Here is a 16678-nt window from a genome sequence, read left to right as displayed (position 1 = left end):
GTAAACAAATAAAAAAATGCCAGTCTATAAAGACTGGCATTTTTTTATCTTCAAATAGCACCCAACCGGAATTAAGCCGGAAAAGCACCTAAATGATTAGAAGTCGTAACGAACACCAACAGTGAAGATGTTGTCGTCTTCTAGGTCAACTTTCGCTAAGCCAACTTTATGGTCGCCTTCATACATAGCGTAGTGGCCATATACTAAAGTTGATTTAGATACACGGTAGTCAGCACCCACTGTAAATTGGGTAATATTCACGTCAGTGCCTGCATCGCTTGTGATATTTTTGTAGTACTTACCAAAGCCTGCATCATCTTGACCGTATTCAGCTTTTAAGTTTACGCCGTTTAGGTTGTAAGCAACGTTTACGAAGAAAGAATCACCTTCTTGCGCAGTTGTTTGGCTTTCTGTGTTTTGGAATAAACCACCTACTTTGAAATCACCAAACTTAACTTGTGCAACACCACGATAAGAATCAGTACCGTTAATTGTGTTATAACCAGCAGCTAAGTAATAGTTGTGTGCTTTGAATTTCTTATCACCAATTGTAGCGCTTAATGCATACTGATCTTCATCAGAACCTTCGTAGTTGTCGTCCATTAAATACGTTGCATTTAATGTCACTAAACCACCGATCATTGGAGAGTAGTACCAAATACCATCAGCCACACGGTCTTGATCGTCAATCAAACGGTCGATATCGGCATTTGAGTTACCGAATAAATCAACGCCACCTTCAGTTTGTTTGAATACTGTGTCGTTACGACCTACAAGTACGGTACCTGCATCGGTTTTTAAACCAAGGAAAGTGTTACGGGCTTTAAACGAAACGTCATCACCGCTCTTGTCTTTAGTTTGAGTCGTATTTTCAACTTGAAATTCCATTTGGTATAAAACTTCAATACCGTCACTAATCTTCTCGCTGCCTTTAACACCTAGGTGAGAAAAGTTATTTTCTAAAACAGTACCTTCTTTACCGTTTTGAGTCGTAGTACCTTTATCAGAATTAGTTGCTGACAAATCTAAACGACCATAGAAACTTGGGCCTTCAGCAAGTGTAGCAAAAGAAACTAATGTTAGTACTGACGCTACCGATGCAGAGATTAAGGTCTTTTTCATCTTTCATGCTCCCTAGAACGTTATGTTCTATATTCCATTTTTCATGGTTTTAGTTAGTGAAGTTTGCCGCAGATTCTATTTCTGCAACAATCTGCAGCAGAGTTTTACAGATTTGGTATCTTCAAAGTGTGGCCTAGATCAAATAAACTGGCCCGACATTAAATTTTGTGTAAAAATCTGTGATATCTGCGACCATTTGTACAATTAAGTTACAAAATTGTTCAAATATACCTCTTTAGAGAGGTTCCTATTATGTTTTAAATAGGTTAAGGCACGCCTGCGTATGGTTACAGAAGTGTATTTTAGTTAATGTTAATTTAATCATTGGCAATGTCCGATCTAAATTTTACTTCTTTAGTCTCACTAGCCCGTTTTTTGAGCATCACTAAGGTGTTGCAGTGTGAGTGATGGCTGCAACTGACTATTCTCGATTAAGTTAATGTCAATTGAATCATTTTTTGGCAGGCTTACAAGTCACCAGAATCTGATTAATGCCGAGCTCATGGCGACAAGCATTTTGCTTTGGCGATAAATCATATAAAATTGGCCCGCAAAATAGTTGTTAATCTAGGGCGTAACCAAATGTTGTCAGAATCTTATATTCATCGTTTTTCGGGTGTCGGCCGTTTATATGGTCAAGCTGCATTGACGACTTTTTCTAAAGCTCATGTTGTTGTTGTTGGTATTGGTGGCGTTGGTACTTGGGTTGCTGAAGCGCTAGCGAGAAGCGGGATAGGCCAGATTTCCTTAATCGATTTAGATGATATTTGTGTCACTAATACTAATCGTCAAATACATGCATTAACTTCAACTATTGGCCAGTCTAAAGTTGAAGTTATGGCAAATCGTATTCATGAAATTAACCCTGAATGTGAGGTTAATGAGATTGAAGATTTTATAACAGTGGATAACCTTTCTGAGTATTTTGTGCCTGTCGCGAACGGAGGCAATATTGATTATGTTATTGACTGTATTGATGCAGTAAAGCCCAAAGCGGCATTAATAGCTTGGTGTAAACGTAATAAAATTCCGTTAGTGACAATAGGAGGAGCGGGTGGGCAAACAGACCCTACATTAATTCAAGTCACTGATTTAGCAAAAACGGTGCAAGATCCTTTATTAGCCAAAGTACGCAATATACTTCGCCGTGAATACAATTTCAGTAAAAATGTCCAACGTCGTTTTGCTGTTGATGCAGTGTTCTCTAGCCAGCATTTAGTCTATCCACAAGCTGATGGCAGTGTTTGCAGTACCAAGGCGACAGCTGAAGGTAGCATGCGAATGGACTGCGCTTCAGGATTTGGCGCTATTACGATGGTGACGGGTACATTTGCTTTTGTTGCGGTCAGTCGTGTGCTGACTAAATTGATTGCTAAATCGGCTTAAATACCCCGAGTACTGTGCATGTAGATGACATCTTTTGCAGGAATACGTTTCGTGCAAGCATAGTCAGATAAACCCAATAGGGTGGAATGAACACAAATTATAGTTAAGCGTATCTATTTTTTTATGGCATATATATTGCTTTGTCGTAGTAGGTTCAAAAATCTGACACTGCGGGTAAGCATAATGAAAATGAAATTAGGAACGTTCAAGTTATTGAATAAAAAACATTTGTTCGTGAGTGTAATGTCGTGGGTTGTCGTCACATGTACCAGTTTGTTATTTGCACCAAAAGATTTTTTGGCGGTTTTGTCGTTAGATCAACTCGTAAACCAATATAGTCAGTTTATTGGCTTAGGGTTAATCATTGGAGTGGCCTATTTTTTAAGCCAAATTTTTGCCTTTGTTGTCGATGAATTAATTGTACATTTACGTCAAAAGCGCACAGTAGAAACCATTGAAGTAAAAGTGAAGTTACTTGATCCTGCCGAAAGAGCTCTATTACGTGAGTTTTTTTTACAAGGACAAACTATTTTAACGTTGCCACAAAATGAGTTAGCGGTTAAAAATTTAGTCCAAACCAGTATACTTGAAATGCTCGGTAACGAGCGACACTATGCTATTCAAGGGCCTACTGCAGAATACAAAATTTCAATGCAAGCACGAAACTATTTAAATCGTGATGTACTTCGTTTGCCAGCTGGTGAGCCAAGTGCAGAAGAAATGACTTATTTGATTAAAACGAGACCACATTTCATAAATGGATTAGTTCAATCTCGTAAGCATGCTGCGTAGATTGTGAAGTTTACAGCAGAAGAAAATGGCTCTGAATCGTAGATAAAAAAATGGGGGCATAATGCCCCCTAATCTGGTTATAAAAACACCATAGTGTTTCTTCACCTTTGTATATTTCGCAAGGAAGTATTCATATTGACTATGAATAATAAGCAGTAAAATAACTTAGCCTAGTAAGAGACTCACTTAGTAGGTGCAGATTTCACAATAAACATCCACGTTAAATAGGACATTATTCCGAAGGTGCAAAAAATTACGATCATAGAAAGCAATCCAATAGCGTTACCAAACATTAAATCTAACCAAAATGCCATGATATTTTTCCTCTGGAATGTGAAATCCCGTTAATCATAAAGTCTAAATTGCACAGTAATACTGATCCTGATCAATCTTCAGCCGTCACAATGTTATCTTTGTGTAAAATTGACTATCAGGTCACAAAAAACGCTATCTATATCAATTAGCGACTGTGATTGACTTTTAAGCAGTTAGATCTTTTTTATAGAAAAGAATAGGTAAAGGGCTTGCGATTATTTAATGCAAAGGTATAATCGCCAACAATTAATTGTGACAATATAAATTAAGTAATGGTTTAAATGTTTTGCAAAGTTATTTTAATTTATAAGATTACTTTACAAAGCTGATTATAGCTTACAAGTCTTTGCCTGAGTGATGAAATTGGTATACATGGGGGATTCAAAATCCCCTGCTTCACGGCGTGTCGGTTCGAGTCCGACCTCAGGTACCATTATTAAAAGCCCTGTTCTTAATTGAACGGGGCTTTTTTTATTTAATCCCAGTCAATTTGGGCTGACCAGAATATTACGGTCAGCCATGAATTGGTATTCCATTTGAAGCCGATAGCTTTTTCTTTCTGCTTAGTAGCTTTAGAATACCACTTGCCAGCTACTTTGATGCGGGCATACCAACGTTTGCTATTGTCTTGTAGGTAGACATATAATTCGTCGGAAATATCGTGTCTTTCGACCTGTTTGCTCATAGTCTTTATCTGATGTGGCTTTGCAAAGAATTTGCAAAGTATCTTTTTTTATACAGTAACTGCATGAAAAATAAAAGCCTTTGTAAGCACTATATATTCTTAATCTTCTATCTCTAGCATTGTTAGTTAAAGCCTGTTCTGGCAATACTTAAAGGCTTAACATTAGTGATTAGAGTAAATGACAAGCGTCATTTACTCTGTAGATAAGTATGTATATAAAGGTTGAAGGTCTATTTTAAGTCGAATTTTGAGAAAGTATTTACGTTTATCGTCATTCGTTTAGTGGTTTTTGTGCAGCTGGTTTTTTAATGACATAGAAAGGTGTCATTTTTTAACACCAATCTATGTTAATACCAATATTAAACGGTAGCTTTAAAATTTGAAGCGTGCCAATAGCCCTTTTAATGTTAGCCCTAAATTGGCAAGGTCTTCTGCTGAGTGAGCAGTTTCCTCTGCACCTTGAGCCGTTTGCTCTGCTATATCGCGCACTTTGACCACGCTTTTGTTGATATCTTCAGCGACTGAGCTTTGTTGCTCTGACGCTGCGGCAATTTGATGCGTCATATCTTGAATTCGGCTAACCGCACTTGCAATATCCACCAACATAACCCCCGCTTCTTGTGATAAAGATACGGCGTCATCACTCAATGTACGGCTTTTGGTCATCATTTCTGCGGATTCTAATGTTCCTTTTTGCAGCTTGCTAATGAGGCTTTCAATTTCTTCGGTAGAGGTTTGAGTTCGACTGGCAAGGCTGCGAACTTCATCTGCAACAACGGCAAAGCCTCGACCAGCTTCACCTGCCCTTGCAGCTTCAATCGCTGCATTTAAGGCCAATAGATTTGTTTGCTGCGCTACGGATTTTATGACATCAAGCACGGAGCCAATACTGTCACTATCAGCTTGTAGTCGTGCCATTGCTTCTGCTGTGGCAGAAATTTCTTGTGCTAGTAATTCTATTTGCTGTACTGCTTCTACGACTTTCTTATTGCCTGTTGAAGTGGTGTGGTCTGCTTCTTTTGCCGCGAATGCAGCACTTTCAGCATTTGCTGACACTTCTTGTACGGTGGCAGTCATTTCATGAATAGCTGCGGCAACTTGGTCTGTTTCACTGCGTTGATTTTGCATGCCTGCACTATTTTGTTCTGTAACGGTGGATAACTGTTCTGCTGAACTCGCAAGTTGTATGACACTGTTATCAATTTGAGTAAGAACCTCTTTTAGGGTGTTGTTCATTTCACCCATTGCGCGTAATAAGCCTCCCATTTCATCTTGGCGGTCAGAAGAAATGTTGCTACTGAGATCGCCAGATGCAATCGTTTTTGCTGTTTCAAGAGTTTGTTTTAAAGGAATAATAATCTGGCGACTAATAAACCAAGAAAGAAATGGACCGACTAAAAATGCCATAATCAACACGGCTATTACAATTGTTTTTGCTTGGCTGTTGGATTGATTACGTTTTAACTCTTGGTTTTGGACTAGAGCTTGAATGTTGAGCATCAATACCTTTGCTGCTTGACTCATGTTCTTAGATAGATTGTCAATTTTGTTATTGATATCAACCATAGTATCGATGTCACGGTTGTAAATTGTTAGCACTTCTAGGGCGGCGGTTGTTTCTTCATTAGTCAGTGTTTGTACGTGCCGTTGTAATGTAGCAATTGCATTTTTAGCCGTTGTGAGGCTCTTTTCAGTAGGATTATAGACAAAACCTCGAACATGATACCGTAACATGGTCATTTGTTGGCTAATGCTTAAGGCTTGGTTGAGTAAGCCTGTATCTTGTGCCTCTTGAGCTTTGTTAATGAGTTTCTCAAGTAAATCATTATACGTGTTAACTAATTTTGTCCCCACTTGTGCGCCGGATACTTGCAAGCTTTTTTGTTGCTTTAATACCTCTCCAAACTGTTTTATTGAACCATGATAATCCCTAATTGCCTCTAATGATTCTTGTAAACGTATTTTTTGTTCGGCATCGGCTGTGACGATTAGCTTATTAAGTACGTTTTCAGCATCATCAATTAAGCGGGTTAATGTTTCTAACTGTTCAGGGTCGCCACTTGACTTATATTCCATTCTTGTGGCTTTGGCGATCATTAATGTTTTGTCTAACTCGGCAATGGATTCTAATCTGATACTATTGGTGTTTACTGAGGTAATGCCTTGATATCCAACTACAGCGACAGTGAGTATAAGTGTCAGTAGCACTCCAAAACCCAAGCCAAGCTTACTTGCTACAGCCATATTGCCAAGCAGGCGACTAATGCCATCCATCAACGAATCCTCATTTTATTTTAACCATTAATTTAGTAGCGCAATTATAGTTATCCACCAGTCATTATTTTTGATTTCTAACAATGTTTGTCGACTTAGGTCATATGTATGATGTTATTTTTTTGGCTTGATCAAATTTATGAGGTAGAGGTTTGGTCGTGGACAATGGTGAGGTAATAAGTGTGAATTTTTTGGTGCTTTGCTCCTTTAAAAATCAATCCCCCCAAAGTTGATACATAATCTCATTTATTACTTTAACGGTTTCGTTAGCTCGATTTTCACTTCTCAGCTATTGTTAATTGATTATGCGGTTAGCGGACAATGTGAGAGTGGAAAATTACTCGAGATTAGGTTGTTCGTCATATTCTTTTAATTTCCGATATAAGGTCGCTAAACTCATACCAAGCTTCTTTGCTGTGAGTGCTTTATTGTTATTTAAGGTTTCTAATACTGAAAGAATATAGTTTTTTTCAATAATATTAAGTGATTTAATGCCGTTATTTATGGAGGGTTTGGTGATATGTTGCTGAAACTCTTCCGGCAAGTCATCTGGCATAATTTGCGGCCCAGGGCTTAATACTACGGCTCGTTCAATTGTGTTTGCTAATTGACGTATGTTGCCGGGCCAGTCGTAATTGAGCAGTAAATCGGCTGTTTTATAGTTCAATCCGGTGATTTGTCTCCCCAGTTTTTCATTGAAATCGGATATAAAAAATCGAGCTAGCGGTAAAATATCTTCGCCGCGATTTCTTAATGGCGGAATTTTAAGTTCGATGACGTTGAGTCTGTAATAAAGATCTTGGCGGAAATCTCCAGCCTCGACTGCGGCTTCTAAATCTTTGTTGGTAGCAGAAATAATTCTAATATCGACATTTTTAATGACATTATCGCCCACTTTTCGGATTTGTTTTTCTTGAATCACTCGTAATAATTTTGTTTGCATTTGTGGCGATAGTTCACCTACTTCATCGAGAAATAGAATGCCTCCATTGGCACTTTCTATTAATCCTACTTTGCTATTTTCTGCTCCTGTAAAGGCTCCTTTCACATGACCAAATAGCTCACTATCTAATAATGATTCTGTCAGCGCGCCACAGTTTATTGCCATTAATGGTTTGTCATTTTTGTCAGAGTTTCGATGAATAAAGTCGACTAACTTTTCTTTACCAACACCACTTTCACCGGTTATTAAAATTGATGTCGGCACTTTGGCAACGTTATTGGCCATTTCAATCAGTTTTTGCATTGGATAGCTATTTTTGATGGGGTAGCCACTGTGGATATGACTTTTTTTCGTATCGAAATCCATATCGACATTGAAGTTTCGTGGAAAGTACTCTTCAATATTTAATATGTCTTGCACTTCTGCTTTAATGTTATCGTTGTTGATCCCATTATAATATTTCAGAAGGGGTAAGGTTGCATCATCCCATTGTTCGAGATAATTTCCGATTAGGCGGCAGTGACAGTCGCCTTTTGCTTGGCATTCTGGCTCAATGAAATAAACTGTGCGTTGTTGTACATTTGAAACATAACCGCTTGCGAATCCCACTTGTTCCCAACAAACGACATCTGTAGATTGTCCATTTAAACGAAGCTCTTGATCGGCCTCATATGCTCCAATAAAGTAAGTTTCAACGAGTGGATCGCCTGACAATCCATCGGTACGATGGCTCGTAAGTACTTCACCAAAACCAAACATCGAGCAAATCATTGGGCCTAATTTCCCCTGACGCGCTTCTGACCACACTTCTGGCATTTTTCGTTTTATTTGTTCTGCTAATAACCAACCTCTAATAAACCCGGAACGCGTTATTATTGTTCGAGCAGCTTCCTGCCCTACGGTCTTGAGTAATTCTTTTCTGAGCATGCCGTGGGATATCATGTCAGTAAGGTATGTTCTTTGGCCAAGAAAACTCATTGTGCCGCCATGAGGTTTAAATGCCAAAAGTTCTCGAAGATCTAATTGTGACGTTTTCATCTACAGCCATTTATGTAAAGTGTTGTAGAAAGTCTAACATCACTAATGTTGCATTTCAGTGAGGATCTTCTTACTTATATGATTTATAAAAGTATATTAATTGTTACTAATTGAAAGGGAAGACGCCTTAAATATGCCTAAGGCGTCATTGCTAGTGAATTGTTTTCTAGTTAAAAAATGACGAATACATTTATTTTTTAAGGGACGTTAAATTCAAATTCATGGCAGCTATTGCAAAAGTTTTCTGACGCTTCATGTTCAGCATGACAGTTCTCACACTCAAGCTCTACGCCGTAATGAGGGGAATCATGTTTATCGGGGGCGCCATGATAGTCTTCTTTCTTTTGCGGTAACTCGTGGCATGTCAGGCATTGTTCCATCTCTGCTGCTTCGAATGGCTTACTGGTGTGACAATCAGCACATGCTAATCCCGCATTTTTGTGGTGAGGTTTCATTGTCTTCGCACTGGTGTCATGCGTAAAAAACAGCATAAATACAGCAAACAGCGTTAATATTAGTTTTTTATCCATAATATTCATCCTATTAGGAAGCAGCGGACCATCAAGGTGCCGCTGCAGTGTTGATTACTTAGAAAGTGTATTTCACGTAGGTCTGGATACGTGTCATATCGCCTTCTTTCTCGGCCATGTTTTCGACATCACCCATGGTGACGCCAACTGCCCATTCAATATCCGGAGTAATGTTCCAAAATAGGTTTGTGTGCCACGAGAAGGCCGTTTTATTGGCATATGCAGTAAGAATCCCTTCTTCTAACCCTTTCTCATCTTGCTTTGAGTAACCCGCGCCAATAGCTAATCGCATATTCTGTTGAAGTGCAAAAACAACTCCCCCAGTAATACTACTGTACTCTAAGGTATCCGTTTCCCCATCAGCATTGATACCAGCACCAGCATTAAAACCTAGACCAGCATAACGACCAATACCATCACCATACATTAAGCCGAGAACAGCCTTATGACCGTCTCCAAACTTAAGGCTAGTGTTTAATGCGAGGCCATAACCAAAAGCATCATCACCTTCAAGTTCAAATCGACGGATCACGACTCTTGGTGAAAAAGTAACTCTACTATTGGCATAAAAGTACTTGGCGATAATATCTGGCATGACATCTTCACTTGAACCATTATTCACTAGGGTATAAGGGCCTGCAGCCGTTAAGCCAAGCGTGGGATTTTCAAGACTGATTGAAGTGTATTGACCTTTACCTATGTTGTATTGGTAGCGAACTTGAGGCTGGCGGACAAACGTGGTTCCAGGATCGGTGGCAAAATCCATCGATGGCATGATACCTGCGAAATCCATGAAGTTAGACCAGGTTTGTCCTGCTGTGATCACGTGTTTACCCATGGTCATTTCACCATATGCATGACGGATCCTGAAGCCATTACTATTAGACCAAGTTGGGCCATCACTATCGATGTCGGCAAAAAAGTCTCCTTCAACATAAGTCTTTAATGTGCCGTATTTATTTTCTGATGTAGTTTTAATGAATACACGGCTTTCTCTTGCCGTCATGTGTAAATCTGACTTTTCCGCATTGGCAGAGCCATCAATTGGAGTGGTATAAACACTGTAAAGGTCGCCATTAAATGGGGCTGTTATCGTACCGTCAGTATCGTAATTCAGCATAAATTTAGCGTAACCACCGACAGTCACTTTAGTGTCTGCGATATCAAATTCGGCCGAATTAACCGTGCCTGTTCCAAGCATAAGAGGTATGGCAATGGCGATAGCTGCTACTAATGGTTTACGTGCATATAATTTATTCATAATGATTTCTCTCGTTCATAAGTTCATCAATATTCGTCGACTGGGCATGATGCCCAGTCGTTATAGTTGTTATGCTTTTGCTACATTTTTACCTGCAATACGACCAAACACGATGCAGTCAGGAATAGCTACAGTACCTAGGCGACAAGCACCATGGGTGCCCCCTGTCGATTCACCACATGCAAACAATCCTGGAATGGTTTCTCGTGTTGCAATGTTGATAACTCTTGCTTCTGTATCGATTTCAACACCACCCATCGTGTGATGTGCTTTAGGCCATAAACGAACTGCATAGAAAGGAGCTTCGACAATCGGTTGCTGATTCATTGAGAATGGCTTATTAAACTCAGGGTCATTTTTTGCTAAAACATAGCTGTTATAACGTTCAATTTGTGCCTCTAGCGTTTTAGCCGACATATTATAGTGAGCAGCTAGAGCTTGAATTGTGTCGAAGGTATGTACTACTTTTCGGTCAAGTAACTTAGGCATAACATGCATAGAAGCTTTTACGCCTTTTGCATCACAAATCGCAACAGCGACATTACCCGTTTTGATAATGGCATCGGCACGCACTTTACGGTCAGCAAGTTCGTCAACAAAACGTTCACTGGTTTCAGGATTAACCATCACCCCGTGAGTAAAGGCTGAATAAGCAGCGAAAATAGGAGCAAGACCAAAGCCTTTTTCATCTGGTGAAGCCCAAGGCCCTAATTGGATCCATGACAGTTGCACTGGATTTGCGCCAACACGGATCATTTCTTTTAAACATTCAGAAGTGGCTCCCATGTGATTTGTTGTTGCAAGCTCTTCTGTTAATCTAGGATCTTGTGATGAGCGATACACCACGTCGGCTGCAAAGCCACCAGATGCCATCACAACGCCTTTATTGGCTTTGATGAAATGTGTTGCAGTAGAGTTTTCTTTACCAGGCTTGAATTTAGTGATCACCTCAAGTCCTACAATTCTGCCTTCTTTATTGCTTATTAGGCGTTTTACGAAGACTTTCTTTTTGAGTGGGATACCTAGTTCTTTTGCTTTTTCTAGCATTGGGTGCACGATACCTGAACCAGATTGGTTATAAGTGGTATGTGTTCTTGGGATTGAATGCCCGCCGAATTGTGCGAGTTTTTCTTTGAATTTCACACCAAGATAATCTCGGCACCATTCAAATGCAGCGTTAGATTGTTCGGCAACCATACGTGCTTGTTTAGGGTAGTTAAGACCAAGACCCGCTTTATACATATCAGCAAGCATTGCATCAACAGAGTCTGTTACACCATTCGCTTTTTGGATATCACTGCCGACGACAGACATACCGCCACCATTGATGGTTGAGTTGCCACCAGGAACAGGCATTTTTTCAAGTACCACAACTGATGATTTAGCATTTTTAGCTTCGATGGCGGCAGATAAACCTGCAAATCCACTACCGACAACAACGACATCATAGGTCTCATCCCATTTATCTGGTAATGATGTGCAGCTTGATTCTGTTTTGGCAGAAGCAAAGCCGGATAAAGCTAATCCAGCTGTTGCAGTTGTAATACTGGTTGCTTTTAAAAAGTTACGTCTAGATAGATTTGTTTTTGTATTCTCACTCATTACCTTTCCCCTTGTTATTAATGATTTTTATATAAAATTAATATTGTTCTATTAATTTATATATTCATTTTCTTATTTGAAAATGTTACCACTAAAGTAATAGCATCGATTGTGCCACTTTGCCTGCTTTATTTTATGGTGTTGATTTTTATGGGTTTATTGTTTTGGTGTGTGATGTGGATTACTCTCGTATTGAGAAAATGCTTCTCACAATAATGCAGAGTTTATTTATTTACTGTTGATAATGATCACGTACCGAATAATGAAGTGTTAGTGAATGGATTCACAGATTTATACCGAGGACTCAAAAAACAAAAAAAGTAGATCTATATCTCATATTTCTATGTGTATTATTTCGTTGTTAGACATTTTTCTTAATTTTTATGTATAAATTAATTAGAAAATCATAAGTTTTATTTCCTAATAGTAGTTAATTTATTATTTAAATAATTAGTTTAACAATTAGCTTTGTTAATATGTAAATTGTCATAACGAGAAATATCTTAATATAAGCAGTAAAATTTTTATGAACCAGCATTAAGCTAGGGGTTGCTAATTTAGCGTTTGCTAAAGAGCTTTTTGATCCAAAAATAAGCTCGATAACCTCGTGGACGGGTTATTTCATATTTTTTATAGGTATTGTTAAAAAATGAATAGAAAGAAAACAGTTTGAATAATTACAACTAGTTGGTCCTTAGCTTGTCCAGACTCAATAGGATGGAATAGTTAGAAACCACGACATTGACCATGTTGAAAAGTCCTCTGCCTCCATCTTTACATTTTTATTTTATCATTTGATTAAATTCATTACTGAAAGGCATTATGTACTGCAGAAAAGGCGTATCGACAGTTGCTTTTTTAGGTTATTTTTATCCTTAATATGTTGGTTTTTGCAATTGTATATGCAGATAATTGTTAATGGGGCATGGTGCGGAGAGTTAAGGCCCTAACGATTTAGGGCTTTACTGATCTCACAATAGGGTTTTGCAGGCTAATGAGTGTTTCTGTGGATTGGATTTCATCGATTGATTGAATTCGATTAATTAGTACATGCTGTAATCCATCGATAGATTGGCACATTACCTTTACAAAAACAGAGTAATTTCCGGTGGTATAATAAGCTTCTACGACCTCTTCTAATGCATTTAACTTGGCAATAGCCGCTGGGTAATCGCCAGCACTTTTTAAATTAATTCCGATAAAACAGCATACATCGTAACCCAATGCTTTGGGATTAACAGTGATTTGTGCGCCAGTAATAATGCCTGCCTGTTTCATTTTTTCAACTCGAACATGAATGGTACCAGCACTGACATTGAACCGTTTAGCCAGTTCTGCAAAGGGCGTTCGAGCATCTTCCATAAGTGCAGTAAGGATTTGGTTATCTAATTCATCACGTTGAAATGAGTTATCCACAGTATTAAGCCTAATAAACCATAAATTGGCGATAAATTTACGACTTTCATTGCATAATAGCTACTAAAATTAACATGGTTGTTTGTAATGTTTAATTATTGAGCGGCTTTGTCATTGTTCTTTGGTTGGTTGCATAAATTCTGCTGGTGATTCGAAGTGGATTAACTCTTGAGTGTATGGGTGCGATATTGATAGCATTGCTGCATGAAGTAAGAGCCTTGGCGATTGACTTTTAGCTAATGGATCGGCATAAAACCCGTCGCCCAATATAGGATGACCTAGTGCCATCATGTGAACACGTAATTGATGTGAGCGCCCAGTAACTGGAGTTAACTTTACTAAGGTTGATTTAGCTGCGTAACTCACTATTTCAACTAAGGTGGTTGAGGCTTTGCCAACGTTGTGGTCGACTTTTTGTTTTGGACGATTTGGCCAATCACATATAAGTGGTAAATCAATTTTGGTGACATCTGCACTGACGTGGCCTGCAACTCGGGCAAAATAGGTTTTAGTCGTTTCACGCTCACGAAATTGGCGTTTTAATTCGCGTTCTGCACTGCGGCGTAGTGCAACAACGATAACCCCCGATGTTGCCATATCGAGCCGATGAACTATCTGTGCATTGGGATGCTCCACTAAAACGCGAGAGTAAATGCTGTCATGGTAAATTGCTTCTCTACCAGGAACAGATAATAATCCTGAAGGTTTATTGAGCACGATAATGTCTTTATCTTGATGCAAGATATCTAACCAAGGTTTGGTTGGAGGGTTATAGATAAAATCAGCCATTGTTTTTCTCGTCAGTCAATTCGCGGCAACGATACCGATAGCCATAAACATGTGCAAGTATTGATAAAAGATTATATCAATTTAAGAAAACGCATGACCATTTACATGCATAATTGTGAATGTCCACACTACAAAAGCCAATGGAATGTGTACTAATGCATAAAAGCAATGATCAAGACGCTTCATGCCTTTTGACAGCACAATCAAATGTAAATGCGCGCCAATAGCGACAGCAAATAAGAAAAACAATGGATATAAAGCAAAGGGACTAGCATCGGCAAAAATAGCGTGCCCTAGAATGGCCCAAATGACCATGAATCCGGTAGTTATGGGCGGCAATGCAATACGATATTGTTCTGGGTATGGGAACATCCTATGTCCTTTTGGCTAACCTTTAATTTCTTTACGACTTTGGATAACTTTACGGTGTATTATCGAGTAATGGCGCAATCCTGCTGGGCCATGAGATACAATAACAGATAATAGAATAATAAAGATGACTAATTCAGATTTACACTGACTCATTTGAACAAATAAGCATAGCAGTACTATTTTTAATAATGTTAGTATCCCTTTCAGTTGGATGAGCCAGCGCCAGTCTCGAATGATTTCCCAGCTCATTAACAGCATGCCAGAACATAGAGCCGCGAGCCAATAATTAAACCAAAGCGACTGTTCGACATTAAACATAATACCGCCACCGCTTCCAACCACACCTATGATATGGACCGCTCTAAGGCTTGTTTTACTGAGCCGTTCGATCCAAAATCTTCCCTCTGAAACGGGCATGCTTTTTCTGTTTGCCATAATGACTAAAGATCCCTCAAAATAATATGAGCCTATCAAGTTGTCCTAATAAAAACAGTGATGCACGCGCCAATTTTTTGCCTAAGTGTCGATGTTACAGAAGTTAGACATATCTGTAGCGGGATTCATCTATCTTATTTTAGAACGTTTGTGGTGTACGAGGGATTAATGGTAACCCTTTTTGAAAGGGTCGACTTGTTATTGCAAGTCGTTTGCGTCCAAGCTAAGTCGAACACCAAGGGACATCGCGATGGTAGTACATAGCGATGTCCCTAAGTGCACAAACAAACTCACCGAGAGATGATTGCTACTGCTATTGATTAGAATTAAGCTAGATCACAATTTCATCTTTATTCAGTGTGATATTGACGACAATAATGGCTAATTCACATACAATTAATCAATATTTACGGGCCGGTCATTATGATTTGCTCATCAATCCTTTACTGACAAATTTGGATACTTATGAAAATTGGATTTTTTAGCGCAAAGCCTTATGACATCCGTCATTTCAACCGCATGAATGACACATTTAATGTAGATATTGAATATTTTGACTATCGACTTTGCATGCAAAACGTAAAATTAGCCGAAGGTTATGAAATCGTCTGTGCATTTGTAAATGACTCTTTATGTGAAGAGGTATTAGTTGAGCTTGCTAACGGTGGGACAAAAGTTATCGCTATGCGTTGCGCGGGTTTTAATAATGTAGACCTGATTGCTGCAGAACGGTTAGGCATGAAAGTCGTTAATGTGCCGGCTTACTCTCCGGAGTCTGTTGCTGAACACTCAGTTGCCCTAATGTTAACGTTAAATCGTAAAATTCATAAAGCTTATCAGCGCACTCGTGATGCTAATTTTGCTTTATCAGGTTTGGTTGGATTTAACATGTTTGGTAAAACCGTGGGGGTAATAGGTACAGGTAAAATTGGTTTAGCAACCATTAAGATTTTACTGGGTTTTGGCTGTAAAGTTATCGCCTACGATCCTTACCCTAACCAAGCTGTCGTTGACCTAGGTGTTGAATATGTTGATCTAGAAACATTGTATCCACAATGCGACATCATAAGTTTGCATTGCCCGTTGACTAAAGATAACCATCATTTATTGAATCAAATTAGTTTTCATAAGATGAAGCCAGGTGTGATGGTGATTAATACTAGCCGTGGCGGATTATTAAATGCATTTGATGCGATGGAAGCGTTGAAAGATGGCCAAATTGGTTCATTAGGGCTAGATGTATATGAAAATGAAAAAGGGCTATTTTTCGAAGATAAATCAAATGAAATTATTCAAGATGATATCTTCCGTCGTTTGTCTGCTTGTCACAATGTGATTTTTACCGGTCATCAAGCATTTTTAACAGAAGAGGCATTGAATGCCATTGCCTCAACCACCTTAACTAATGTAACGAAGCTAATGTCTGGTGAAGAGTGTGGCAACGAATTGTTTTAATACCAATCCTATTAAATATGTGATCTTTCAGCGGGAGTTCAAAGTGCTGTAGGCAAGGCAGATGATTGAAGCGAATAGTGATCCTTGGAAACAAGCTCCTGCGTTACTCTACCTCCAGTATCTGACCGTCATGGATGGTGGGAATGTCTTATTTTTTATGGAAAAAATAGACCATGCCGTCGTATTTTGAAAGCATCTAACGAAGCATAAAGGACTTTGAAACCCGCCAGAATGGAGTCTCTCAGGTATTCCACTTCTGTGTT

14 protein-coding genes, 1 tRNA gene and 1 pseudogene are annotated in these 16678 nt (G+C 38.9%); 4 read left to right on the top strand and 12 right to left on the bottom strand.

What is annotated here, in order from left to right:
* Positions 1–96: 96 nt before the first annotated feature.
* Positions 97–1122 (bottom strand): porin, encoded by a 1026-nt coding sequence (locus tag ACWXWT_RS01925; protein WP_456039933.1) that lies wholly within the window; start codon positions 1120–1122, stop codon positions 97–99.
* A 582-nt stretch (positions 1123–1704) separates the two neighbouring features.
* On the opposite strand from ACWXWT_RS01925, the gene tcdA reads away from it, so the two are divergent.
* The gene (gene tcdA / locus ACWXWT_RS01920) at positions 1705–2508 is read left to right on the top strand and encodes a tRNA cyclic N6-threonylcarbamoyladenosine(37) synthase TcdA (protein WP_456039932.1); all 804 of its coding nucleotides are present in this window, start codon (positions 1705–1707) and stop codon (positions 2506–2508) included.
* Between the two features lie 180 nt (positions 2509–2688).
* On the top strand, positions 2689–3300 hold the full coding sequence (locus tag ACWXWT_RS01915) for a superinfection exclusion B family protein (RefSeq protein WP_456039989.1): 612 nt from the start codon (positions 2689–2691) through the stop codon (positions 3298–3300).
* A gap of 182 nt (positions 3301–3482) precedes the next feature.
* On the opposite strand, the gene ACWXWT_RS01910 is transcribed toward ACWXWT_RS01915, so the two are convergent.
* Positions 3483–3614, bottom strand: a complete 132-nt coding sequence (locus ACWXWT_RS01910) for a DUF3149 domain-containing protein (RefSeq protein ID WP_456039931.1) — start codon at positions 3612–3614, stop codon at positions 3483–3485.
* Positions 3615–3963: 349 nt separating this feature from the next.
* Here ACWXWT_RS01910 and ACWXWT_RS01905 point away from each other — a divergent pair.
* Positions 3964–4048 (top strand) — tRNA-Leu (locus ACWXWT_RS01905).
* A 61-nt stretch (positions 4049–4109) separates the two neighbouring features.
* Here ACWXWT_RS01905 and ACWXWT_RS01900 read toward each other — a convergent pair.
* The 10 genes and pseudogenes from ACWXWT_RS01900 to ACWXWT_RS01855 all read right to left on the bottom strand — a co-directional run.
* A pseudogene (locus ACWXWT_RS01900) lies at positions 4110–4300 on the bottom strand (site-specific integrase); the annotation flags it as partial.
* A gap of 372 nt (positions 4301–4672) precedes the next feature.
* On the bottom strand, positions 4673–6574 hold the full coding sequence (locus ACWXWT_RS01895; protein WP_456039930.1) for a HAMP domain-containing methyl-accepting chemotaxis protein: 1902 nt from the start codon (positions 6572–6574) through the stop codon (positions 4673–4675).
* Between the two features lie 337 nt (positions 6575–6911).
* Positions 6912–8555 carry a sigma 54-interacting transcriptional regulator gene (locus ACWXWT_RS01890; protein ID WP_456039929.1) on the bottom strand — a complete coding sequence of 548 codons (1644 nt, stop codon included), beginning with the start codon at positions 8553–8555 and terminating at the stop codon, positions 6912–6914.
* 197 nt (positions 8556–8752) lie between these two features.
* On the bottom strand, positions 8753–9085 hold the full coding sequence (locus ACWXWT_RS01885; RefSeq protein WP_372942815.1) for a cytochrome c3 family protein: 333 nt from the start codon (positions 9083–9085) through the stop codon (positions 8753–8755).
* Between the two features lie 58 nt (positions 9086–9143).
* Positions 9144–10346 carry a DcaP family trimeric outer membrane transporter gene (locus ACWXWT_RS01880; RefSeq protein WP_456039928.1) on the bottom strand — a complete coding sequence of 401 codons (1203 nt, stop codon included), beginning with the start codon at positions 10344–10346 and terminating at the stop codon, positions 9144–9146.
* Positions 10347–10415: 69 nt separating this feature from the next.
* Positions 10416–11948 (bottom strand): flavocytochrome c, encoded by a 1533-nt coding sequence (locus tag ACWXWT_RS01875; RefSeq protein ID WP_456039927.1) that lies wholly within the window; start codon positions 11946–11948, stop codon positions 10416–10418.
* 954 nt (positions 11949–12902) lie between these two features.
* Positions 12903–13364: a transcriptional regulator AsnC gene (gene asnC / locus ACWXWT_RS01870; RefSeq protein WP_456039926.1), complete on the bottom strand. Its 462-nt coding sequence runs from the start codon at positions 13362–13364 to the stop codon at positions 12903–12905.
* A 111-nt stretch (positions 13365–13475) separates the two neighbouring features.
* The gene (rluA, locus tag ACWXWT_RS01865; RefSeq protein ID WP_456039925.1) at positions 13476–14153 is read right to left on the bottom strand and encodes a bifunctional tRNA pseudouridine(32) synthase/23S rRNA pseudouridine(746) synthase RluA; all 678 of its coding nucleotides are present in this window, start codon (positions 14151–14153) and stop codon (positions 13476–13478) included.
* An 81-nt stretch (positions 14154–14234) separates the two neighbouring features.
* Positions 14235–14525 (bottom strand): hypothetical protein, encoded by a 291-nt coding sequence (locus ACWXWT_RS01860; RefSeq protein WP_456039924.1) that lies wholly within the window; start codon positions 14523–14525, stop codon positions 14235–14237.
* A 15-nt stretch (positions 14526–14540) separates the two neighbouring features.
* Positions 14541–14960 carry a hypothetical protein gene (locus tag ACWXWT_RS01855; protein WP_456039923.1) on the bottom strand — a complete coding sequence of 140 codons (420 nt, stop codon included), beginning with the start codon at positions 14958–14960 and terminating at the stop codon, positions 14541–14543.
* Between the two features lie 465 nt (positions 14961–15425).
* On the opposite strand from ACWXWT_RS01855, the gene ACWXWT_RS01850 reads away from it, so the two are divergent.
* Positions 15426–16415, top strand: a complete 990-nt coding sequence (locus tag ACWXWT_RS01850) for a 2-hydroxyacid dehydrogenase (protein ID WP_456039922.1) — start codon at positions 15426–15428, stop codon at positions 16413–16415.
* The last annotated feature ends 263 nt before the right edge of the window (positions 16416–16678 follow it).

This window comes from Shewanella sp. A22 (assembly GCF_053850585.1).
This window is presented reverse-complemented; position numbering and strand designations above follow the sequence as displayed.